The following is a 21,457-nucleotide window of genomic DNA, read 5'->3' as shown; positions in this document are numbered from 1 at the left end:
CCGTTGCGCAGGGTCGCGGGCGCGCCTAGCGTCGTCCGCGGTGTCAGTGCCCCACGGTAGAACGTGGACCTGACAGCAGGGAGTCGGAGTCCGGTGACGGACCGGACGCCGGCGACGGCGGGGGAGCAGGGTGAGCATGTCGATCGAGGAGCTCGAGGCGGGATATCAGGGGGCGTCCTCCGGCGCCACCTTCGACCGCACACCTCCTCAGGACGTCGCCGCCGAGATGAGCGTCCTCGGCGGCATGCTGCTCTCCAAGGACGCCATCGCCGACGTCGTCGAGCAGATCCGCGGCAACGACTTCTACCGCCCGGCCCACGAGGCGATCTACGACGCCATCATCGACCTGTACGGGCGCGGCGAGCCCGCCGACGCCATCACCGTCGTCGCCGAGCTCACCAAGCGGGGCGAGCTCACCCGCGTCGGCGGCGCCCCGTACATCCACGACCTCATGGCCGGCGTCCCCACCGCCGCCAACGCCGGCTACTACGCGCGCATCGTGCAGGAGCGCGCCGTGCTGCGCCGCCTCGTCGAGGCCGGCACCAAGATCGTGCAGCTCGGCTACGCCACGGACGGCGGCGACGTCGAGGGCATCGTCAACACCGCGCAGGCCGAGATCTACGCGGTCACCGAGCGCAAGACCTCCGAGGACTACCTGCCGCTCGCCGAGATCATCGGCGGCACCATGGACGAGATCGAGGCCGCCGGGAACCGCGGCGAGGGCATGGTGGGCGTCCCCACCGGCTTCGCCGACCTCGACCGGCTGACCAACGGCCTGCACCCCGGGCAGATGATCGTCATCGCCGCGCGTCCCGCCATGGGCAAGTCGACGCTCGCCATCGACATCGCGCGGGCGGCGTCGATCAAGCACGGGCAGTCGTCCGTCGTCTTCTCGCTGGAGATGAGCCGCAACGAGATCACGATGCGTCTGCTGTCCGCGGAGGCACGCGTCCACCTGCAGAAGCTCCGCAACGGTTCCATGGGCGAGGACGACTGGCAGAAGGTCGCCAAGGTGATGGGCCGGGTCTCCGAGGCGCCGATGTTCATCGACGACTCGCCGAACATGTCCCTCACCGAGATCCGCGCCAAGTGCCGCCGGCTGAAGCAGAAGCACGACCTCAAGCTCGTCGTCATCGACTACCTGCAGCTCATGACCTCCGGCAAGAAGGTCGAGTCACGACAGCAGGAGGTCTCCGAGTTCTCCCGCGCGCTCAAGCTGCTGGCGAAGGAGATCGGCGTCCCGGTCATCGCGCTGTCGCAGCTGAACCGTGGTCCCGAGCAGCGCCAGGACAAGAAGCCGGCGATGTCCGACCTTCGCGAGTCCGGGTCGATCGAGCAGGACGCCGACATGGTGATCCTGCTGCACCGCGAGGACGCCTACGAGAAGGAGTCACCCCGCGCCGGCGAGGCGGACCTGATCGTCGCCAAGCACCGTAACGGCCCCACCGACACCATCACCGTCGCGTTCCAGGGCCACTACTCGCGGTTCGTCGACATGCAGTCGTGATCGTCGGTCGTCCCGTGCTCGTCCGTTTCCATCCGGCGACCTGATGAACGACGAGTCGCAGCGACGCGAGGTGGGCGCCGTCGAACGACCCCGGGTGGTGTGCCTGTGCGGCTCGCTGCGCTTTCAGGACCTCTTCGCGTCGGAGCGGCGCCGCCTGACCTCCCGGGGCGTGATCGTGCTCGGTCCCGAGGCGACCGACGAGGAGCTGACGCCCTCCAGGCGTGCGGCTCTGGGTGAGCTGCACCTGAGGCGGATCGACCTGGCGGACGAGGTCCGCGTGGTGAGCGAGGGCGGCTACGTGGGGGCCTCGACGCGCCGCGAGATCGCGTACGCACGGGAGCGGGGCAAGCTCGTCAGCTCCGTGGAGCCGACTCTGGCCCTGTGATCCTGCGGGCGACCTCCTTCCGCCGGCACCGCCCGCGGCGCCCCGGTGCCAAAATCCAGGCGACATCGCGGCAGTTCTCGCCAAGATGGTCGGTATGGACGAGGTCGAGGTCGTCGTGGCCCACAGCCAGCGCGCGACGCTGCGCGTCGGCGACGTGTTCCTGAAGGTCGACGGCGACCCGGCGCACTCCGAGGTCGAGGCGCGCGCGATGGCCATGGCGCCGGTCCCGACGCCGGAGGTCCTCTGGCGGGAGCCGCCCGTGCTCGCGATCGCCGCCGTGCCGGGCACGGCGCTCGGTGTCCTCGGCGAGCCGTCGGCGGCGTCCCCGGCGGCGTGGGCGGCGGCGGGTGCCGCCGTCCGGACGCTGCACGACGCGCCGTTGCCGCCGTGGACGGGACGCAGGCTCGACGACGTGGCGGCGGAGCTCGACCGCGAGTGCGCGTGGTTGCTCGCCAGCGGCGTCGTGCCCGCCGAGGTGGTCCGGAAGAACCGCGCGATCGCGGAGGTCGCGCTCCGGCCGTGGACGCCGGCGTTCATCCACGGTGACCTGCAGATCACCCACGTGTTCGTCGACGGCGACGAGGTCACCGGCATCATCGACTGGTCCGAGGCCGCCCCCGGCGACGCCATGTTCGACCTCGCGATCCTGACGCTCGGGCACGAGGAACGCCTGGACGACGTCCTGGCCGGCTACGGCGCCGGCGCGGACCGGGCCGTGATCCGCGCCTGGTGGTCGCTGCGCAGCCTGGTCGCGTCGCGGTGGCTGATCGAGCACGGCTTCGACCCGGACGCACCGGGCTGTGAGCTCGACGTGCTCCGAGCGCGGATGCGGGACTCCTAGGACGACCGGCGCACCACCGAGACCGCCGCTCGTCGCGCCCAGCGAGGTGGACCGCTCGCAGCCGACGGGGGGCGGTGCCGCCTGCTGGGACGAGTTCCCTGGGGTGCGCAGCATCCCGCGCGGTTAAGGCAGCTGCCTCATACTCTTTTCCTCGTGAAGCGAGCCAGGGGGATCCTGCACGTTCTGGCGGCGACGGCGCTCGCGGGCGCCGCCGTCGTGGCGCCGGCGTCGTCCGGGGCCGCGGCGACCACGGCCGGCTGGGGGGCGTGGGACCCGCTCACCGGCTCGGCCGGGGGCTGGTCGACCACGATGCAGCTGCCGGCGGCCGGCTTCCCGGCGGCCGCCATGACGTCGGACTCGCGCGGGGGCGTCGGCGTGGTCTCCGGGGCGTCGACGTGGTTGGCCGGGACGACCCCGCCGGGTGCGGTCTTCGGCTCGAGCCGCGACCAGGCGTACGTCAACCTGCGGCCGCAGGCGGACCGCACGGGGTCGCCGTCCGTCACCACCTACACCTTCGAGCGACCGACGCCCGGCGGCGGCTGGGCGTTCGTGCTCGGGGACATCGACGCCGACAGCGCCACGGTCCGCGCGCTCGGTGCGGACGGCGAGCCGCTCACGAGCGAGGAGCTCGGCTGGCAGGGCGCGTTCAACTACTGCCAGGGTGCGGGGACGCCGTCGTGCACCGACACCGAGGTGCCCACCTGGAACCCGGCCACCGCGACCCTCACCGGGAACGCGACGGCGACGGACACGAACGGCGCGAGCGGCTGGTTCCGGCCCACCGTGCCGGTCACGAGCCTCACGATCGCGTTCTCCTGGCGGTCGGGCTTCCCCGTCTACCAGACGTGGTTCGCCTCGCTCGCCCGTGACGTCGCGGGCACGGTCGTCCTCGACGACGGCGGTCCCCTCGCGGGCGCGACGCTCACCCTCTTCGGCCCGGACGGCACGGCCCTGGCCACCACGACCTCGGGCGCCGACGGCGGCTACGGCTTCGCGGGCTACGCGGCCGCGCCCGGATACCGCGTGGAGCTGACCACGCTTCCCGAGGCGTCCGACGACCATCCCTTCGGGCTCGTCGCGCAGGGCCCGACGACGATCGGCGACCTCGACCTCGGCTCCGACGACGCCACCGGGGTGGACTTCACGGCTCGCGACATCGAGCCGATCGCCGTCAGCGGCCGGGTGCTCGACGACGACGGCAACCCCGTGCCCGGGGTGACCGTCACGCTCACCCCGGCCGGCGGCGGCACCCCCTTCACCGCCGTGACGAACTCGGAGGGCCGCTACCTCGTGGACGACGTGCCGTGGGACGTGGGCGACCCGGCGGACCCCGACGACGACCAGCCGCTGGAGTACACCTTCGCCGTGACCGACGTGCCCGCCGGGTACACGGTGACCGGCACGCCCGACCCGATCACGGTCGGGGTGGACGACACGACCCCGAGCACGGGCAACGACGTCGTGCTGCAGGGCCCGGCGTCCGTGACCGGCACGGTGACGGCGGGCGGCGAGCCCGTCGCGGGGGTGGTCGTGACGATCGACGGCCCGGACGGGCCCGTGCGCACCACCACGGCGGCGGACGGCACGTACGCGTTCGCGGGCGTCACCGCCGGGGCGCGCACCGTGAGCGTCGAGGCCCCCGACGGCTACGCGCCGGACGGCCCCGACGAGCGCGCCGTGACCGTGGGCACCGACGACGTCGCGGGGGTCGACTTCGCCCTGGCGAGGCCCGGGGCGGTCGGCGGCACGGTGACGGACGACGCCGGCGACCCGGTGGCGGGGGCCACCGTCACGGTCGAGGGGCCCGACGGCCCCGTCACCCTGACCACGGACGGGGCGGGCGACTACTTCCTGGACGACCTCCCGCCGGGCGACCACACGATCACCCTCACGGTGCCCGACGGCTACACGGCGGACGTGACCGAGCGCCGGGTCACCGTCACGGCGGCGGGGGAGAGCTTCCTGGCGGAGGACTTCGGGCTCGTGGCGGAGCCCGTCGAGCCCACCGTGCACCCGGTGAGCGGTGCCGTGTCGGACTCCGACGGGGAACCCGTCGCGGGCGCGGAGGTGGTCGTGACGGACGCCGACGGTCAGGAGGCCGCGAGTGCCACCACCGACGACGAGGGGAGCTGGAGCGCCGAGCTGCCCGCCGGTGAGTACACCGCCACCGTGACGCCGCCCGAGGGGTACGTGGTCGACGGCGACGCCGCGGTGGAGTTCACGGTCGACGACGCGGGCGTGACCGGGCTGGACTTCGTGCTCGCCGCGGAGGAGGCGAGCCCGACGCCGTCGCCGGACCCGTCGTCGCCCGCTCCCACCCCGTCGTCGGCCACGCCGGTGGACCCGGGCGGTGGCACCGCGGGCGGTCCCGGCGGCCTCGGTGCCCTGCCGGTGACGGGCGCCGCGGTGGGCGGCGCCGCGCTGGGCGCGCTGCTCCTCGTCACCGCGGGCGGGCTGGCGCTGCGCGCGTCACGGCGACGGGCGCGGGCCGAGGGCTGACGCCGTCCGGGGGGCGGCGTCACCGTTCGCCGCCTGGCCACGACGCGGTCTCCCGGCCGCGTGGTCAGGCGGTGAGCATCCCCGTCGCCGTACGCACCAGCTGCTCCTTGAGCACACCGAGCGGCGGGGTGTCGAGGTCGCCGTGCTCGTCGTCGGCCTCCCACGACGCGAGGGTGGCGACCACCATGCGGGACACCATCGCTACGCGGAGCCCCGCCAGCGGCTCGATGCCGTCGCACGCCACCGCACGCATCAGGTCGGTGAGGTCGAGCGTCGTGACGAGCGGGACCTCCACGCCCTCGTACCGCTTCACGTCGCGCCGCACCCAGTCCATGTAGATCAGCGGCCGCTGCTGCAGCACGGCGGCGAGGTACCGCGCCCACGCGCTGGGTCGCATGCCGTCCACGGCGTCGACGAACGGGATCACGTACGCGCGGACCAGCGCCTCGGCGTCGCGCTCGTCCCCGGCCGCGACCAGCTCGGCGACCAGCCGCGCCCGGTGCTCGTTGATCGGCTTCGTGCGCCAGTGGAAGATCGCGTCGAGCATCGTCTGGCGCGAGCCGAAGTGGTACGTCACCGCGGAGTTGTTCCGGTGCCCCGCCTCGCGGACGATCGCCCGCGAGCTGGCGCCCTCGAGCCCGTACCGTGCGACGAGCCGCTCCGTGGCGGTCATGAGGGCGAGCTGGGGCGGCGACGGGTCGAGCACTGCGCGGAGGTCGGCGCGGGACATCCTCCGAGCCTAGCGACGCCGCGCCCGTCGCCGGGACCGCTCCCAGTGGCCGCGCCGGGCCGCTCGTCGGAGCTCGCACGGTCGGGTACCTTCCGGGGTGCCCGGACTCGGCGAGACACGCTCGGCCGGACCGGGTAGGAAGGGCACGCAACGTGGCGGGACGAGGAAGTGGACGGCTCCTTGCACTCTGAAGGTCAGGGCACTCGGGACGCCGGGGGCGCGCACGCGTTCGGGCAGCTGGGTGCGCTCCTGCTCGACGCGGGGCTCTCGGTCACCGACGTGCGCCTCTCCCTGGAACGGTCCTTGCGGCACGGCATGGCGCGGTCCGCCCGCGAGCCGGCAGGCGCGACCCACGAGCGGCTGCGGTTCGACGTCCTGCCCGACGTCGTCCTCGTCAGCCGGGACGCCACGGGCGAGGTGACGCTCGTGGGGGCGAAGGGCGACGACCTGTCGTTCCGGCAGGCGGCGCACGCCGGGCGCCTCGCGCGCGAGGTCGAGTCGGGCGCGGTGCCCGTCGCCGCGGCAGCCCACCGGATCGAAGCGATCCGGCGGCTCGCGCGCCCGCACGCGTCGGCCGGGTGGGTGCTCGGCAGCGCCGCCGTGGCGGCCGGGCTCGCCATCGTGTTCCGGTGCCCCTGGTGGGCCGTGGTGGTCAGCGTGCTCGCGGGCGCCCTCGTCGGGATCCTCTCGCTGCTGCTGCGGCGGCTCGACGGCGCGACCGCCGTCGTCCCGTTCCTCGTGGCGCTCGTGTCGACGACGGCGGTGGGCGCGGTGGCGTCCGCGCTGGACCTCGGGCCGGTCCCGCTGTTCGCGGTGTGCGCCCCGGTCGCCGTCCTCGTCCCGGGGGCGCTGGTGACGAACGCGCTCCTGGAGCTCACGGCGTCCGACATCGTGACGGGCGCGGGGCGCCTCGCCTACGGCGTCATCGTGCTCGGCATGATGGCGGTCGGGATCTCCGCCGGCTCCGCGCTCACGGGGCTCACGCTCGACCCGTCGTCGGCCGCGCTGGTCGGGGACGTCCGGTCGACGACGGCGGACGCCGGCGGGTGGCTGGCGATCCCGCCGCAGTGGGCGTCCTGGGCGGGGGTGGTGGTGCTCGCGATCGGGGTCGGCCTCGCGTTCGGGTCGGGCCGGCGCCTCACCGTGCTCAACGTGGGCGTCATGACCTGCACCTTCGGTCTCCTGTCCGTCCTGTCGCCGTGGATCGGGCCGGAGGTCGCGGCGGGCGTGACCGCGGCGCTGCTCTTCGTCGCGGCCCGGCTCATCGAGCAGGGGATGGTCGCCCTGCCCAGCGCGGCCACGTTCCAGCCGGCGTTCCTGCTGCTGGTCCCGGGCACGGTGGGCCTGGTCGCGCTGGCGTCCACGGACCTGGGTTCGCTGGAGTCGTCGCTGATGACGTTCGTCAGCCTCTGCCTGGGCGTGAAGATCGGCGCCCTGCTCGCCGACGCGACGGTGCGCGGCCGCCCGGCCGGGGAGACCACGTGACGTGACGGCGAGCCGTCCGGCGGGTCAGCCGCCGAGGGACGTCCAGCGCCCCTCGGAGACGACCTCCACGTCGCCGTCGACGACGGCGATCGCGGTCTCGTCGTCGATGGCGTACGCGGGGTTGCCGAGGCCCGCCGCCCACCGCTCGGCCGCGGGGAGGGTGTTGGCCGGCAGCATCGGGTGGTCGAGGTGCGGGAAGAGCGAGAAGTCGACCAGGCCCAGCGTGGCGTCGTCGCCCGACGGCGGGGTCCACTCGACGAAGTACTGCCCGATGCGCGGGGTCGTCACCATGCTGCCCGCGCTCATCCCCACGTAGACCGTGTCCGTCAGTGAGGGCAGGAGGTCCGCGAACCCGGACTCCCGCATCCAGTGGTGCAGGTAGAGGGAGTCGCCGCCCGACACGAGGAGGACGTCGGCGTCCCGGACGCGCGGCACCCACAGGTCCTCGTCGATGGAGGGCAGCGCGGTCAGCTCGAGCACGCCGACCGACCTCCACCCCAGCCCGGTCATGTGGTCGGTGGCGCCGGAGACGAAGCCCCACACGTTCGGGCCCGGGCCGACGGCCGGGTGCCCGTACAGGGCGGTCGGGATGCACAGCGCGGTGCAGTCGGCGACGGGTCGTCCCAGGAGCCGGAGCAGTGCGTCGTGGATGGTCGCGTTCCGCACGCCGGCGGAGGTGAGCAGGAGCCGCACGATGCCTCCCGGGGGGTCGAGGTGGACGCACCGTAGACCCCGGCGGACGGGCGGACTCATCGTCGCGGCCGCGGGCGAGGGGTGCTCGGTGTCCCGCTGAGGTAGGTTCGCCGCACACGGTGCCCGACGCAACCGTCCGCCGTGCCCAGGACTCGAGGGGGAGCACCGCACATGGTCGTCACCAGGAAGATCCTCACCGCCGTCGTCGGGCTGGGACTCGGCGCGGGGCTCGTCGCCACGGCGACGTCGGCCGCCGCCGCGGCCCAGGGCGGCGTCACCTTCTGGGCGAGCGCGTCGTTCACCGGCACCTCGGTCACGCTCCCGGCGGCCGACGGCTGCACGGCGCTGCCGTTCGTCGCTCACGCGGAGCTCAACGAGAGCGCGTCCGGGATCGACGTGTACGCGACGACGGACTGCAGCGGCCCCGCGCTGCACTTCCCGACCACCGACATCCACAGCTTCGCCGGGTTCGACGGCCGCAGCTTCCGCGCCTCGAGCTGACGCCCCACGACGGCCCGCCCGCGCCTACGCTGCCCCGGTGCTCGAACCCGCCCCGCTGATCGCCGGGCTCCCGTGGACCGGGTGGGCCGTCGCCGCCCTGGTCGCCCTCCTGGTCGGCTTCTCGAAGACGGCGCTGGGCGGACTGGGGATGATCGCCGCGGCGCTCATGGCCCTGGTGATCCCCGCCAAGGACTCGACGGGCGCCGTGCTCCTGCTGCTGGTGACCGGCGACGTCGTCGCCATCTGGGCGTACCGCCGCCACGCCGACTTCCGTGTCATCGGGCGCCTCCTCGCGCCGGTGCTCGTCGGCGTGGCCCTGGGCGCCGTCTTCCTGCGGCTGGTCGACGACGAGGTCATGCGCCGCACGATCGGTGCGATCCTGCTCGGCCTCCTGGTGCTCTCCTTGTGGCGCGACCGGCTGTCCGTCGAGTCCCGCGCCGCCACCGTCGGGTACGGCGGCCTCGCCGGGTTCACCACGATGGTGGCCAACGCCGGCGGCCCGCCGATGAGCCTCTACCTCCTCGCCGCCGGGTACGAGAAGTGGCGCTTCCTCGGCACGTCGGCGTGGTACTTCTTCACGGTCAACGTCATCAAGCTGCCCGTCGCCGTCGGGGTCGGGATCGTGCGCGCCGAGACGGTGGCCCTGTGGGCGGTGCTCGTGCCGCTCGTGCTGGTGGGCACGTGGGCCGGGCGCAAGGTCATCGGGCGCGTGGACCAGCGCCTCTTCGAGCGCCTCGTCACCGTGCTCGTGGCGGTCGCGGCCCTGATCCTGCTCCTGCTCTAGCCGGGTCGGTCCGTCGAGGGGCCGTCGCGGGCGAGCGGTCTGCGGCTCGGCTCGCAGCCGAGAAGGCTGAGCTTCCGGACGAGCGGCGCGACCCGGTGCGGCTCCACGTCCAGCTCGAACCCGGCCAGCCGGAGCGTGCCGCGCACCGCGCGGGCGACGCCACGGTCCCTCAGGTAGCGGTGCAGAGCGCGCGACGACGCCCCGCGTCCCGTCACCACGACCGTCGCGGGGGCGCCCCCGGCGCCGACGACGACCCGCACCGGCCGCAGCGGGACCAGCACCCCCGAGAGGCCGCGCGACACGCCGTCCACAGAACCCAGCAGGAGCAGCTGGAGCGCCGCCCAGGCGCCGGGCCACAGCCCCGGCACCACGAGAGCGGCGACGAGCAGCCACAGGAGCGCCCCGCGGACGACAAGGCGGAGGCAGACCGCGCGCCGGGCCGGCAGCACCACTCCGTGACCCACGGCCCCTCCTCTCGCGCGACGCCGTCACATCCTGGCGGAACGCGCGGGAGGGAACGAGCCCCGACGGGGTGAAACGTCGTCGGCCGGTTCGCGGACTGACCGGCACCCGCAGACCGTCCGGACGGATCGAGCGTGCTGGATTGCTCCTCACACATCCCGTATGAGGAGCAATCCAGCACGCTCGATGGGGTCCCGGGGGGCGGCGGTCAGGCGTGGCCGGCGGTGGCGTGCTCGCGCTCGCGCAGGGCGGCCGTCTCCAGCTGGATCGTGGAGTGCTCGACGGACACGGGGAAGTGCTCGGCGACGCAGGTGCGGATGCGCTGCAGGATGGCGGGTGCGTGCCCGTCGGCGAAGCACGCGTCGTCGACCACCACGTGCGCGGAGATGACGGGCAGCCCGGTGGCGACGGTCGAGGCGTGCACGTCGTGCACGTCGCGCACGTGGTCGAGCGACAGCATGTGCGCGCGGACCTCGTCGAGGTCCAGCCCCTCGGGGGTGTACTCCATGAGCACCCGGAACGTCTGGCGCATGATCGCGAACGCCCGCGGCACGATGAGCAGCGCGATGAACAGGCCGGCGATGGCGTCGGCCCGCTGGTAGCCGGTGGTCGCGATGACGACGGCGGCGACGATGACGCCCAGCGAGCCGAGCGTGTCGTTGAGGACCTCGAGGAACGCGGCCCGCATGTTGAGGTTCGCGCCGCGGCTCGACGACAGGATCGCGATCCCCACGACGTTCGCGACGAGGCCCACGACGCCGAAGACGAGCAGCTCCGTGGACGGCACGTCGGGCGGCGCGACGAGCCGGCGCACGCCCTCGACCGCGGCGTAGGTGCCGACCGCAACGAGCAGCGTCGCCTGGCCGAGCGCGGCGATGACCTCGATGCGCCGGAAGCCCCACGTGCGCCGCTTGTCGGCGGGCCGCTGCATGAGCGTCGCGGCGACGAGGGCCACCAGCAGCCCCACCGCGTCGGTGAGCGCGTGCGCGGTGTCGGTGAGCAGGGCGAGGCTGCCGGTGACCGCCGCGCCGACGGCCTGCGCGACGACGATCGTCGCGGTGATGCCGAACGCGATCGCGAGCCAGCGGCGGTGCGCGGGCGCGACGGCGGCGTCGCCCGCGGGGCCGTGGCTGTGCCCGGCACCCATCAGGAGGCCTCCACCGAGGTGTGCTCGTGCTCGTGCGGGTGCATGAGGTGCGAGCAGAGGGTCACCTGGTCGCCGGTGGCGTCGAGCAGGCGCTCGGCGCCCGCCAGGAGCCCGGCCAGCAGGTCGGGCTCGGCGAGCGAGAACCACGACGCGCGGCCTTCCGTGCGCACCGTGACCAGGCCGCACTCCCGCAGGCAGGCGAGGTGCTTGCTCACGGTGGACTGCGCGAGGTCGAGGTGCTCGACCAGGTCGCGCACGCGGTGCTCCCCGAAGGCGAGGTGCTGCAGCAGCGCGAGCCTGGTCGAGTCGGACAGCGCGTGGAAGAGGTCGGCGAACGCGCCGGTGGCCACCCGGTCGATCGCTGGCCTCGCCCCCGGAATCTGCATCGTCATACGGCGATGCTATCGCCGCTCGGCTATCCCGTCCATCGGCCGACCCGCCGTGCGGTGAGCCCGGCGGCGCCTCCTCCGTGACCCGCGCGAGCCCTCCGGTCCCCCGACCTGCGGCGGCGCGGTGGTTGTCCCGGTCACGTTTGACTCTCAAATTTACAGCGCTGTATGTTCGCTCCGGCCCGTCGCCGAGACGGGTATGACCGTGGTCGAAGGAGACGTCACGTGGGATCGAAGACGACTGCCGGCCCTCCGCCGAGGGTGAGCCGGCGCTCGTTCCTGGCGGGGGCCGCCGGGGTGCTGGCGGCCGTCCCGCTGGCGGCGTGCGCCGCGCCCGGAGGCAGCGGGGCGACGCGCACGGAGATCACCTTCTACGAGCAGAAGCAGGAGGTCATCGCCTACTTCGACGACCTGCTGCGGCGCTTCCAGGGTGAGCACCCGGGGATCCGGGTCGTGCACGACTCGACCACCGCCATCGCGCCGCAGTTCGTGCGCGGCGAGCCGGGCGACGTCGGCTGCTTCAACGACAACCTGGAGCTCGCCCGGTACATCTCCCGCGGGCAGATGGGCGACCTCTCCGGGCTGCCCTCCGCGGCCCGCGTGCGCACGGACATCAGCGGGCTCACCGACCAGTACGCGACGTACCCCGGCCGCACCAGCGTGCTGCCGTACTCGCTGGCCGCCGCCGGCGTCATCTACAACAAGGCGATCTTCGCGAAGCACGAGCTGCCGGTCCCCACGACGTGGACCGAGTTCGTGGAGGTCTGCACCGCGCTGCAGAAGGCGGGGATCACGCCGGTCTACGCCACCGACCGGGACACCTGGACCCTCTGGCAGGGCCTGTTCGACTACTCGGTGGGCAGCCTGGTCGACACCGGTGCGTTCTTCGGCCGGATGAACGAGCTCGGCACCGACGTCGGGCCGGACTCCGACGTGTCGTTCTCGACGACCCTGGCCGTGCCGATGGAGCGGGCCAGGACGATCTCGACGTTCTTCAACCCCGACCACGCCGTGCGCTCGTACGCCGACGGCAACCTCGCGTTCGGCAAGGGTCAGGCGGCGATGTACCTCCAGGGCCCGTGGGCGCTGAGCCAGATCGCGATGGTGGACGACTCCCTCGACGTCGGCACCTTCGCGCTCCCGGTGAGCGACGACCCCGACGAGCGCCAGGTGCGTGTCAACATCGACCTCGGCCTGTACATCCCCGCCGCCACGCCGCACCGGGCCGAGGCGGAGCAGCTCGTCGAGTTCCTCATGCAGCCCGAGATCATCAACGCGTACAACGCGGACAACCTCGCGTACTCGACGCTGACGGACGCCCCGACGCAGCAGGACGACCGCCTCGCCGGGCTCCAGTCCTACGTCGACGACGCCGCGTTCTACCAGGGCGCCGGCACCTTCGTCCCGACGTCGATCCCGCTGGGCAACTACCTGCAGACGGCGATCCGCACGGGCAACTTCGACGCGATGCTCGCGCAGCTCGACGCCGACTGGCGCCGCCTGGCCGGACGGGCGGCGACGGTATGACCCGCCCCGCCCACCCCCGCGACCGAGAGGACCGAGCGTGACCACCCAGACCACGGCGGCGCGCGTCGCCGCGCCGGCACCGAGCGCCCCGCGCGGCCGCGTCCGCCGGCGCCGCGGGCGGCCCGAGCCGATCGCCTACCTGTTCCTCGTCCCCGCGCTGGTGGTGTTCACCGTCTTCGTGGTGGGGCCCGCGCTGGTCGGCATCTTCTACAGCTTCACCGACTACGTCGGCTTCGGGGGCTGGTCGTTCCTCGGCGTGCGCAACTACGTGGCGCTGCTCGGGGACCCGGGCATCCGCAGCGCGTACGGGTTCACCCTGGGCTTCGCGCTCGTGACGGTGGTCCTGGCGCAGGTGATCGCGCTCGTCCTCGCCATCGGCCTGTCCAAGCGGATCCGGTTCGCGGCGGGGCTGCGGGCGATCTTCGTCATCCCGATGGTCGTCTCCGGGATCGTCGTCGCCTACGTCTTCAACTACCTGTTCTCTAACACGCTGCCCGCGTTCGCCACGGCGGTGGGCCTCGACCCGCTGACCGACAGCATCCTCGGCAACCCCGACCTGGCCTGGCTCGCGATCGTCGTCGTCTCCGCCTGGCAGACGATCCCGGGCGCGCTGCTCGTCTACACGGCCGGGCTCACGTCGATCCCGGGCGACCTGTACGAGGCCAGCTCGCTGGACGGCGCGGGCCCCTGGCGGCAGTTCCGCTCCATCACGCTCCCGCTCATCGCCGGGTTCGTCCTCATCAACACGATCCTGGGGATCAAGGGATACCTCGGCGTCTACGACGTCATCGTCGGCCTCACCGGCGGCGGGCCGGGCAACGCGACGAGCAGCGTCGCGATGACGATCTTCGGCGGCTTCACCGGCGGCGACTACGCCTACCAGATGGCCAACGCGACGGTCTTCTTCGTGATCACGGTGCTCATCTCCGTGCTGCAGCTCGTCGTCTCCCGTGGAAGGAACATCCGCCTGTGACCGCCATCGCCACGACGAGCGAGCGCCGCTCCCCGGCGTCGCCCGGCCGCCCGCCGCGCCGCCGCCCCGCCTCCGCCCGGTCCCGGCGCACGAGCTGGCCCCTGACCGTCGCGCTCGCGCTGTGCTCCCTCACCGTGCTCGCGCCCCTGTACGTCACCGTCACGATGGCGTTCAAGACCAGCGGCCAGTCGGTGGACGGGAACGCGTTCGCCCTGCCGGCGCCGTTCAACCCGCAGAGCTTCGCCGAGGCGTGGCAGCTGACCCGGTTCCCGGTGTCGTTCGGCATCTCGGTCGGCGTCGCGGCGCTCACGGTCGCCCTGACGCTGCTGCTGAGCTCCCTGGCGTCCTACGCGATCGTCCGGTACTGGTCGCACCGCTTCTTCCGGTGGTCGTTCGTGTACCTGCTGGCGTCGATGTTCCTGCCGTTCCCCGTGATCGCGCTGACGGAGATCAAGCTCACCGCGCTCACCGGCCTCGACAACCCGCTCGGCGTCGCCATCCTGCACGCCATGTTCCAGCTCGCCTTCAGCGTGCTGCTGTTCTCGGCGTACCTGCGCTCGATCCCGGTCGAGCTGGAGGAGAGCGCCCGCATCGACGGCGCGACGACGTGGCAGGTCTTCTGGCGCATCGTCCTGCCGCTGCTGGGCCCGATGATCGCCACGGTCGGCATCTTCGCCTTCCTCGCCTCGTGGAACGACTTCATGCTGCCGTCGATGATCGTCTCCGACCCGACGATGCAGGTGCTGCCCGTGGTGCAGAACATCTTCCAGAGCCAGTTCGGCACCAACTACAACGTGGCGTTCGCGTCGTACCTCATGGCGATGGCGCCGACGATCGTCGTGTACCTGTTCGCCCAGCGCTGGGTGATCAGCGGCATCACCCAGGGCGCGGTCAAGAGCTGACCGGACCGGCACGACCACCAGCACGCACCACCCGAGGAGCTCCCGTGACCGACACCGTCGACACCCTCGACACCACGCCGGCCCTGCCCACCGTCCGCCCGCTGCCCGGGTCCGCCCCGCGGGGCCGCGCGGACCAGGAGGTGCGCGGCGACGGCTGGCGCGTCACCGTCCTGACCGACAGCCTGTTCCGCGTCGAGTGGTCGCCCGACGGCGCCGTCGAGGACCGCGCCTCGACCTTCGCCGTGCGGCGCGACCTCGGGGCGGCGGAGTTCTCCGCGCGGCCCGTCGGGGACGGCGTCGAGATCACGACCGCGCGGGCGTGGCTCCGCTACGACGGCCGGGAGCCCTCCGCCCACGGTCTCGTCGTCGAGCTCCGCGGCGCGGACTCGGGCCGCTGGCGCTTCGGCGAGCCGACCCACGACCTGGGGGGCACGGCGCGCACGCTCGACGACGCGGACGGTCGCCTCCCGCTCGAGCCCGGCGTGGTGTCGCCGAACGGGATCGGCGTCGTCGACGACTCCGCGTCGTTCCTGTTCACCGACGACGGCTGGATCGGCACGCGGCCCGAGGGCGGCCGGGACCTCTACGTCTTCGCCCACGGCCGCGACTACGCCCGCGCGGTCCGCGAGCTGTACGCCGTGTCCGGCGCGCCGACCCGCCTGCCGCGCTGGGCGCTGGGCAACTGGTGGAGCCGGTACCACCCGTACTCCGCCGAGTCGTACCTGGAGCTGATGGACCGGTTCGACGAGGAGGGCGTCCCCTTCTCCGTCGCGGTCATCGACATGGACTGGCACCGCGTGGGGTCGGTGCCGGAGCGGTTCGGCAACGGCTGGACCGGGTATTCGTGGGAGCCCACGCTGTTCCCCGACCCGGAGGCGTTCCTCGGGGCGCTGCACGCCCGGGGCATGCGCACCACGCTCAACCTGCACCCCGCCGACGGCGTCCGCGCGTTCGAGGACGCCTACCCCGCGGTGGCCGAGGCGGTGGGGATCGACCCGGCGTCCGAGACGCCCGTGCCCCACGACCTCACCGACCCGACGTTCCTGCGCGCCTACTTCGAGCTGCTGCACCACCCGCTCGAGGAGCAGGGCGTGGACTTCTGGTGGATCGACTGGCAGCAGGGCGGCACGTCCTCCCTGCCGGGCGTCGACCCGCTGTGGCTGCTCAACCACTTCCACCACCTCGACGCCGCGCGCCACGGCGGCCCGGGGATGACGTTCTCGCGGTACGCGGGGCCGGGCAGCCACCGGTACGCGGTCGGGTTCTCCGGCGACGCGGTCGTGTCCTGGGAGTCGCTCGCGTTCCAGCCGGAGTTCACGGCCACGGCGTCGAACATCGGGTACTGCTGGTGGAGCCACGACATCGGCGGCCACACCCGCGGCGTGCGCGACGACGAGCTGGCGACGCGGTGGGTGCAGTACGGCGTGTTCTCGCCGGTCCTGCGGCTGCACTCGGCGAACAACCCCTTCATCCGCAAGGAGCCGTGGGCGTTCCCCGCCGAGCACCGCCGGGCGATGGGCGACGCGCTGCGCCTGCGGCACCGCCTCGTGCCGTACCTGCACACCATGAACCACCGCGCGGCCGCGGGCACGCCCCTGGTGCGGCCGATGTACCACCTCGAGCCGCACCGGCAGGAGGCGTACGGCGTGCCGAACGAGTACGCCTTCGGCTCCGAGCTGCTGGTCGCGCCGGTGGTGACGCCGCGCAGCCGGGAGTCGCTGCTGAGCCGCACGCGGGCCTGGCTGCCGGCCGGCCGCTGGACGGACGTCGTCACGGGCGCCGTCTACGGGGGCGACCGCCACGTCGACCTGCACCGGCCGATCGAGTCCGTGCCGGTGCTGCTGCGCGACGGCGGGATCCTGCCGCTGGCGGCGCCGTCCGAGCGGGACGCGACCCGCAACCCCGCGGCCCTCGAGGTGCTGGTCGCCCCGGGCGCCTCCGGGCACCTGGACCTGGCCGAGGACGCCGAGGACGACGCCGCGGGCCCGGGCGACGGCGCCGGCCCTGCGGCCAGGACGCCGCTCGCCTGGGACCGCGACCGGCGCGAGCTGACCATCGGCGCCGTCACCGGGCGCGGCGACGTGGTGCCCGCCGAGCGCGAGTGGACGGTCACGTTCCTCGCGCTGCTGCCCGCCGGCGAGGTGACCGTGGACGGCGCCGTGGTGCCGGTGACGGGCGAGGACGGCCGCTGGAGCGTCACGTTCACCGCCGCGGCCGGTGCCGGCGCGGTGGTCCGGGTGGGCGCGCCGCTCCGGGTGGGGGCCGACCCCGCCGAGGCCGTGCGCGCGGTGCTGGAGCGCGCCCAGACGGGCAACCCGGAGAAGCTCGCGGCCTGGGAGGTCGTGGCCAGCGGCAGGCCGACGGTCGAGCGGGTCGCGGAGCTCGAGGGCGTGGGCCTGCCCGACGACGTCCGCACCGCCGTCGTCGAGCTCCTCGCGACCGTGGTGGACGCCCCGGCGTGACCTGACGGCCCGGCCTTCGCGGAGGGGGTACGCCTCAGCGAGGGCCGGGCGCGGCGCCCGGCCCCGGGGCGCTCTCGCGCACGAGCAGGCTGTGCCCGACGGTCACGTGCCGGCCGGGCGCGTCGGTGCCGTCGACGCGCTCCAGGAGCAGGTCGAGCGTCCGCGCGGCGAGCGCGGTCGTGTCCGGGGCGATGCTCGTGATGCTGGGGGTGGTGCTCGCGGTGAGGACCGTGGCGTCCCAGCCGACGATCGCGACGTCGCCGGGCACGTCGCGGCCCCGCAGGTGCAGCGCGCGCAGCGCGCCGATGGCGGCGTGGTCGTCGCGGCACAGCAGGGCGTCCACCGGCAGGCCGCGGTCGAGGGCGGCCCCGAGGGCGTCCTCCGCGCCCAGCGCGTCGCCGGCGGGCCGGGGGACGAGGAGCGCGTCGTCGACGGCGAGCCCGGCCTGCTCGAGGCCCCGGCGGTAGCCCTCGATCCGGAGGCGGGAGGTGTGCGACAGCTCGCCGGTCTCGTGGCCGAGGAAGCCGATCCTGCGGCACCCCGAGCGGACGAGGTGCGCGACCGCCTCGCCCGCGGCGGCGACGTTGTCGATGGTGACCTGGTCGACCCCCGCGGCCCGCGGGGCCTCGCCGAGCAGGACCATCGGGGTGCCCCGGCCGTGCTCCGCCAGCTCCCCGGCGGACAGCGCCTGGGGGTGCAGCACGATGCCGTCGACGATTCCGGCGTCGCGGTCGCGCAGCACGGCCAGCTCGCCGTCGCGGCTGCCCCCGGTCTCCTCGAGCAGCAGCCGGTACCCGCGCTGGGCGCACGCGCGGGCGAACAGGTGCGCGAGCTCGGCGAAGTACGGCCAGCGCAGGTCGGGGAAGGCGAGCGCGAGCATGTTCGAGCGGCCGGTGGCGAGGCTGCGCCCGCGGACGTCGGGCCGGTAGCCGAGCTCGTCGATCGCGGCCCGCACCCGCTCGCGCATCGCCGGGCTGACGTGCTGGTAGTCGCGGACGACGTTGGAGACGGTCTTCATCGACACGCCCGCGTGCGTCGCGACGTCCTGGAGCGTGACTCTCTTCACGGGGTTCACCGTAGCGTCGGCACGACTGGTTTACAGCGCTGTATAGTCGCGGTCGTGACGACGACGACCACCCCGGCGACGACTGCCGGCCACGCGCTCGACCACCTCCCGCTCGCCTCCCGCCAGGACGGCACGTATCCGCGGCCGCAGCTGATGCGGGCCGGGTGGGCCTCGCTCGACGGCACGTGGGCCTTCCGCCACGACGACGCCGACGCGGGCCTCACCGCGGGCTGGGCGTCGGGCCTCGGCGAGAGCCGCGACATCACCGTGCCGTTCCCGCCGGAGTCGGCCGCGTCGGGCGTCGCCGAGCCCGGGTTCCACCCGGTGGTCTGGTACGCGCGCACGATCCGCCAGGCCGACCTCGAGGCGGCCGGCCGGTCCGCCGCGGCCCCGCGCGTCCTCCTCCACCTCGGGGCGGTCGACCACCGCGCGTCCGTGTGGGTCGACGGGGCGTTCGTCGGCGAGCACGAGGGCGGCCACACGCCCTTCACCCTCGACGTCACCGCGCACCTCGCCGACGACGCCGAGCACCTGCTCGTGGTGCGGGCCGAGGACGACCCGCACGACCTCACCCAGCCGCGCGGCAAGCAGGACTGGCACGAGGACGCGCACGCCATCTGGTACCGCCGCACCACCGGCATCTGGCAGACGGTCTGGCTGGAGGCCGTGCCCGCCACGAGCGTCGAGCACCTGCGCTGGCTGCCCGCCGGCCCGGCCGCCGTCGACCTGACCGTCCGGCTGCGCGGGCCCGTGGCCGCGGGGACGCGGGTGCGCGTCGCGCTCCGGTTCGACGAGCGCGACGAGGACCTCGGCACCGTCGAGGTCACGACCGTCCGCACGACGTCCGCCGTGGACGTCAGCGTGCCGCTCGCCCGGCAGCGCAACGGCCAGGCGGAGGACGAGCTGACCTGGTCGCCCGAGAGGCCCCGCCTGGTGGACGCCGTCGTGTCGCTGCACGACGCGGACGGCGCGACGCTCGACGCCGTCTCGTCCTACCTGGGCGTGCGGAGCCTCGGGGTGGGCGACGGCGCCTTCCTGCTCAACGGGTACCCGTACGACGTGCGGTCCGTGCTCAACCAGGGCTACTGGCCCGAGAGCCACCTCGCGGCGCCGTCCGCCGCGGCCCTGCGCCGCGAGGCCGAGCTGATCAAGGAGCTCGGGTTCAACGCGTGCCGCATCCACCAGAAGATCGAGGACCCGCGCTTCCTGTACTGGGCGGACCGCCTCGGCATCCTCGTGTGGGGCGAGACCCCGGGCGCGTACGAGTTCTCGCCCGTCGCGGTGCAGCGCCTGACCCGGGAGTGGATGGAGGCGGTCGACCGCGACGTCTCGCACCCGTCGATCGTCACCTGGGTGCCGTTCAACGAGTCGTGGGGCATCCAGCACGTCGCGGACGACCCGGCCCAGCAGGCGTACTCGCGCGCGCTGACCGACCTGACGCGCGCGCTCGACCCGTCGCGGCCGGTGATCTCCAACGACGGGTGGGAGCAGCAGAACACCGACATCCTCACCGTGCACGACTACGAGGGCGACGGCGCCGTGCTCGCCCGGCGGTACGCCGACGACGACGCCCGGGCGCGCGTCGTCGGGGGCATCGCGCCGTCGGGCCGCCGGCAGCTGGTGGGCGGGTGGTCCGACGCCGGGCAGCCGGTCATGCTCACCGAGTTCGGCGGGGTGAACTACCAGCCCGGGGACCAGCGCGCCGACGGCTGGGGGTACACGGCCGCGCAGGACGGCGACGACTGGGTCGCGCGGGTCACGGCGCTGTACGACGCCGTGCGCGCGAGCGGCTTCCTCGCCGGCTCCTGCTGGACGCAGCTCACGGACACCATGCAGGAGACCAACGGCCTGCTCACCGCCGACCGCGAGCCCAAGGTGCCGGTGGAGCGGATCCGCCGCGCCGTGACGGGCGAGCGGTGACGGTCGGCGAGCTCGATCGGGAGATCTGCGCCGGGCCGTGGGTCGGCCCCGGCGGCGAGCCCGGCGCCGTCGCGCCGCCGGTCTTCCAGACGAGCCTCTTCACCAAGCCCACGTTCGGCGAGTTCGTCAGGCAGCAGGCGGCCGAGCACGAGAACTTCGTCTACAGCCGGGGCACCAACCCGACCGTCGCGTTCCTCGAGCGGCAGCTCGCCCTCCTGGAGCGGGGGGAGGCGGCGAAGTGCTTCGGCTCGGGCATGGGCGCGATCGGGGCCGTGCTGGGCGGGCTGCTGCGCAGCGGCGACCACGTGCTGTTCGTCAACAACGTCTACGGGCCCACCCTGGAGCTCGCCCGCCACCTGGAGCGGTTCGGCGTCGAGCACACGGTCGTGACCGACCCGCACGCCGACCTCGAGGAGCACCTCCGCGACAACACCGCCCTGGTGTACGTGGAGAGCCCGGGCACGATGCTCATGCGGGTCGTGGACCTCCGCGCGCTGACGGCGCTCGCCCGCGGCCGGGGGATCCGCACCGCGATCGACAACACGTGGTCGACGCCGCTGTTCCAGAAGCCGCTCGAGCTGGGCGTGGACCTCGTGATCCACTCGCTCACCAAGTACGTGGGCGGGCACAGCGACGTGACCGGCGGCGCGGTCATCGGCTCGGCCGAGCTGCTCCGCGAGGTCTTCTACCGCGGGCACCAGCTCTTCGGCGCCGTGATGTCGGCGATGGAGGCGTCGCTGGTGCTGCGCGGGCTGCGCACGCTGCCGGTGCGGATGGAGCGGCACCAGGCGAACGCGCTGCGCGTCGTCGAGCACCTGCAGCGGCAGGACGCGGTGGCCGCCGTCCACCACCCGTACGCCGACCCCGGGCCGGGCGACGCCCTGGTCCGGTCGCAGCTCACGGGCTTCTCCGGGCTGCTCAGCCTCGAGCTGGGTGACGGCACGTTCGCGACGGTCGAACGCTTCGTCGACGCCCTGCGGGTGTTCCGCATCGGCGTGAGCTGGGGCGGCTACGAGAGCCTGGTCAGCTCGCCGGTGCGGGCGGACAACGCCGACCGGCTGCGGGCCGACGGGCTCTCGACCGGCCTCGTCCGGCTGTCCGTCGGGCTCGAGGGCGCCGACGCGCAGCTCGACGACCTCGACCGGGCGCTCGCGCTGCTCTGAGATCCCGCGCGGTCGGGGGGG

Annotated in this window: 19 protein-coding genes; 13 read left to right on the top strand and 6 right to left on the bottom strand. The window is 73.8% G+C overall.

What is annotated here, in order from left to right:
• Nucleotides 1–136 precede the first annotated feature (136 nt).
• The 4 genes from dnaB to ACFU9A_RS01905 all read left to right on the top strand — a co-directional run bounded on the left by dnaB (nt 137) and on the right by ACFU9A_RS01905 (nt 5,232).
• Nucleotides 137–1,507, top strand: coding sequence for a replicative DNA helicase (dnaB, locus tag ACFU9A_RS01920; protein ID WP_430573576.1), 1,371 nt, complete (start codon nt 137–139; stop codon nt 1,505–1,507).
• A gap of 70 nt (nt 1,508–1,577) precedes the next feature.
• Complete coding sequence (locus tag ACFU9A_RS01915; RefSeq protein ID WP_430573575.1) at nt 1,578–1,892, top strand: hypothetical protein; 315 nt, start codon at nt 1,578–1,580, stop codon at nt 1,890–1,892.
• 94 nt (nt 1,893–1,986) lie between these two features.
• Nucleotides 1,987–2,733 carry a phosphotransferase family protein gene (locus ACFU9A_RS01910; protein ID WP_430573574.1) on the top strand — a complete coding sequence of 249 codons (747 nt, stop codon included), beginning with the start codon at nt 1,987–1,989 and terminating at the stop codon, nt 2,731–2,733.
• A gap of 153 nt (nt 2,734–2,886) precedes the next feature.
• The gene (locus ACFU9A_RS01905) at nt 2,887–5,232 is read left to right on the top strand and encodes a carboxypeptidase regulatory-like domain-containing protein (RefSeq protein ID WP_430573573.1); all 2,346 of its coding nucleotides are present in this window, start codon (nt 2,887–2,889) and stop codon (nt 5,230–5,232) included.
• A gap of 64 nt (nt 5,233–5,296) precedes the next feature.
• Here the strand turns inward: ACFU9A_RS01905 and ACFU9A_RS01900 are convergent, their stop codons facing one another.
• Nucleotides 5,297–5,962 carry a TetR/AcrR family transcriptional regulator gene (locus ACFU9A_RS01900; protein WP_430573572.1) on the bottom strand — a complete coding sequence of 222 codons (666 nt, stop codon included), beginning with the start codon at nt 5,960–5,962 and terminating at the stop codon, nt 5,297–5,299.
• A 180-nt stretch (nt 5,963–6,142) separates the two neighbouring features.
• On the opposite strand from ACFU9A_RS01900, the gene ACFU9A_RS01895 reads away from it, so the two are divergent.
• The gene (locus ACFU9A_RS01895) at nt 6,143–7,447 is read left to right on the top strand and encodes a threonine/serine exporter family protein (RefSeq protein WP_430573571.1); all 1,305 of its coding nucleotides are present in this window, start codon (nt 6,143–6,145) and stop codon (nt 7,445–7,447) included.
• A 24-nt stretch (nt 7,448–7,471) separates the two neighbouring features.
• Here the strand turns inward: ACFU9A_RS01895 and ACFU9A_RS01890 are convergent, their stop codons facing one another.
• Entirely contained in the window at nt 7,472–8,140 is a 669-nt protein-coding gene (locus ACFU9A_RS01890) for a Type 1 glutamine amidotransferase-like domain-containing protein (protein ID WP_430573570.1), read from the bottom strand.
• A 171-nt stretch (nt 8,141–8,311) separates the two neighbouring features.
• Here ACFU9A_RS01890 and ACFU9A_RS01885 point away from each other — a divergent pair, with 171 nt between their 5' ends.
• Together ACFU9A_RS01885 and ACFU9A_RS01880 are read left to right on the top strand one after the other, a co-directional pair.
• A complete protein-coding gene (locus tag ACFU9A_RS01885) occupies nt 8,312–8,641 on the top strand; it encodes a hypothetical protein (RefSeq protein ID WP_430573569.1) in 330 nt (109 codons plus the stop codon).
• Nucleotides 8,642–8,678: 37 nt separating this feature from the next.
• Nucleotides 8,679–9,425, top strand: coding sequence for a sulfite exporter TauE/SafE family protein (locus ACFU9A_RS01880; protein ID WP_430573568.1), 747 nt, complete (start codon nt 8,679–8,681; stop codon nt 9,423–9,425).
• Here ACFU9A_RS01880 and ACFU9A_RS01875 read toward each other — a convergent pair.
• The 3 genes from ACFU9A_RS01875 to ACFU9A_RS01865 form a co-directional block, all read right to left on the bottom strand.
• Nucleotides 9,422–9,889, bottom strand: a complete 468-nt coding sequence (locus tag ACFU9A_RS01875) for a hypothetical protein (protein WP_430573567.1) — start codon at nt 9,887–9,889, stop codon at nt 9,422–9,424. The genes ACFU9A_RS01880 and ACFU9A_RS01875 overlap by 4 nt on opposite strands.
• A 206-nt stretch (nt 9,890–10,095) precedes the next feature.
• Nucleotides 10,096–11,034 carry a cation diffusion facilitator family transporter gene (locus tag ACFU9A_RS01870; RefSeq protein WP_430573566.1) on the bottom strand — a complete coding sequence of 313 codons (939 nt, stop codon included), beginning with the start codon at nt 11,032–11,034 and terminating at the stop codon, nt 10,096–10,098.
• The gene (locus ACFU9A_RS01865) at nt 11,034–11,426 is read right to left on the bottom strand and encodes an ArsR/SmtB family transcription factor (protein ID WP_430573565.1); all 393 of its coding nucleotides are present in this window, start codon (nt 11,424–11,426) and stop codon (nt 11,034–11,036) included. The genes ACFU9A_RS01870 and ACFU9A_RS01865 overlap by 1 nt, the downstream gene beginning before the upstream one ends.
• Before the next feature lie 222 nt (nt 11,427–11,648).
• Between ACFU9A_RS01865 and ACFU9A_RS01860 the strand changes: the two genes are divergently transcribed.
• From ACFU9A_RS01860 to ACFU9A_RS01845, 4 genes are read left to right on the top strand one after another with little or no spacing between them, the layout of a single operon-like run.
• The gene (locus ACFU9A_RS01860; RefSeq protein ID WP_430573564.1) at nt 11,649–12,950 is read left to right on the top strand and encodes an extracellular solute-binding protein; all 1,302 of its coding nucleotides are present in this window, start codon (nt 11,649–11,651) and stop codon (nt 12,948–12,950) included.
• A 37-nt stretch (nt 12,951–12,987) separates the two neighbouring features.
• Nucleotides 12,988–13,923, top strand: coding sequence for a carbohydrate ABC transporter permease (locus ACFU9A_RS01855; protein ID WP_430573563.1), 936 nt, complete (start codon nt 12,988–12,990; stop codon nt 13,921–13,923).
• A complete protein-coding gene (locus tag ACFU9A_RS01850) occupies nt 13,920–14,825 on the top strand; it encodes a carbohydrate ABC transporter permease (RefSeq protein ID WP_430573562.1) in 906 nt (301 codons plus the stop codon). The genes ACFU9A_RS01855 and ACFU9A_RS01850 overlap by 4 nt, the downstream gene beginning before the upstream one ends.
• Nucleotides 14,826–14,869: 44 nt before the next feature.
• Nucleotides 14,870–17,287, top strand: coding sequence for a TIM-barrel domain-containing protein (locus tag ACFU9A_RS01845; RefSeq protein WP_430573561.1), 2,418 nt, complete (start codon nt 14,870–14,872; stop codon nt 17,285–17,287).
• 34 nt (nt 17,288–17,321) lie between these two features.
• On the opposite strand, the gene ACFU9A_RS01840 is transcribed toward ACFU9A_RS01845, so the two are convergent.
• Nucleotides 17,322–18,353, bottom strand: coding sequence for a LacI family DNA-binding transcriptional regulator (locus ACFU9A_RS01840; protein ID WP_430573560.1), 1,032 nt, complete (start codon nt 18,351–18,353; stop codon nt 17,322–17,324).
• Nucleotides 18,354–18,407: 54 nt separating this feature from the next.
• Between ACFU9A_RS01840 and ACFU9A_RS01835 the strand changes: the two genes are divergently transcribed.
• Nucleotides 18,408–20,273, top strand: a complete 1,866-nt coding sequence (locus ACFU9A_RS01835; protein WP_430573559.1) for a glycoside hydrolase family 2 protein — start codon at nt 18,408–18,410, stop codon at nt 20,271–20,273.
• On the top strand, nt 20,270–21,436 hold the full coding sequence (locus ACFU9A_RS01830) for a trans-sulfuration enzyme family protein (RefSeq protein ID WP_430573558.1): 1,167 nt from the start codon (nt 20,270–20,272) through the stop codon (nt 21,434–21,436). Before ACFU9A_RS01835 ends, ACFU9A_RS01830 begins: the two co-directional genes overlap by 4 nt.
• The last annotated feature ends 21 nt before the right edge of the window (nt 21,437–21,457 follow it).

Origin of the sequence: Isoptericola sp. NPDC057653 (genome assembly GCF_042799955.1) — a bacterium.
GTDB lineage: Bacteria > Actinomycetota > Actinomycetes > Actinomycetales > Cellulomonadaceae > Isoptericola.
Note: the sequence above shows the minus strand (reverse complement) of the source record. Positions and strands in the feature narration are given on the sequence as shown.

Bases quoted from the DNA above. Each gene is read 5' to 3' on its own strand.
- dnaB (WP_430573576.1), top strand. From the start codon at position 137: ATGTCGATCGAGGAGCTCGAGGCGGGATATCAGGGGGCGTCCTCCGGC.
- ACFU9A_RS01910 (WP_430573574.1), top strand. From the start codon at position 1,987: ATGGACGAGGTCGAGGTCGTCGTGGCCCACAGCCAGCGCGCGACGCTG.
- ACFU9A_RS01900 (WP_430573572.1), bottom strand. From the start codon at position 5,962: ATGTCCCGCGCCGACCTCCGCGCAGTGCTCGACCCGTCGCCGCCCCAG.
- ACFU9A_RS01885 (WP_430573569.1), top strand. From the start codon at position 8,312: ATGGTCGTCACCAGGAAGATCCTCACCGCCGTCGTCGGGCTGGGACTC.
- ACFU9A_RS01870 (WP_430573566.1), bottom strand. From the start codon at position 11,034: ATGGGTGCCGGGCACAGCCACGGCCCCGCGGGCGACGCCGCCGTCGCG.
- ACFU9A_RS01865 (WP_430573565.1), bottom strand. From the start codon at position 11,426: ATGACGATGCAGATTCCGGGGGCGAGGCCAGCGATCGACCGGGTGGCC.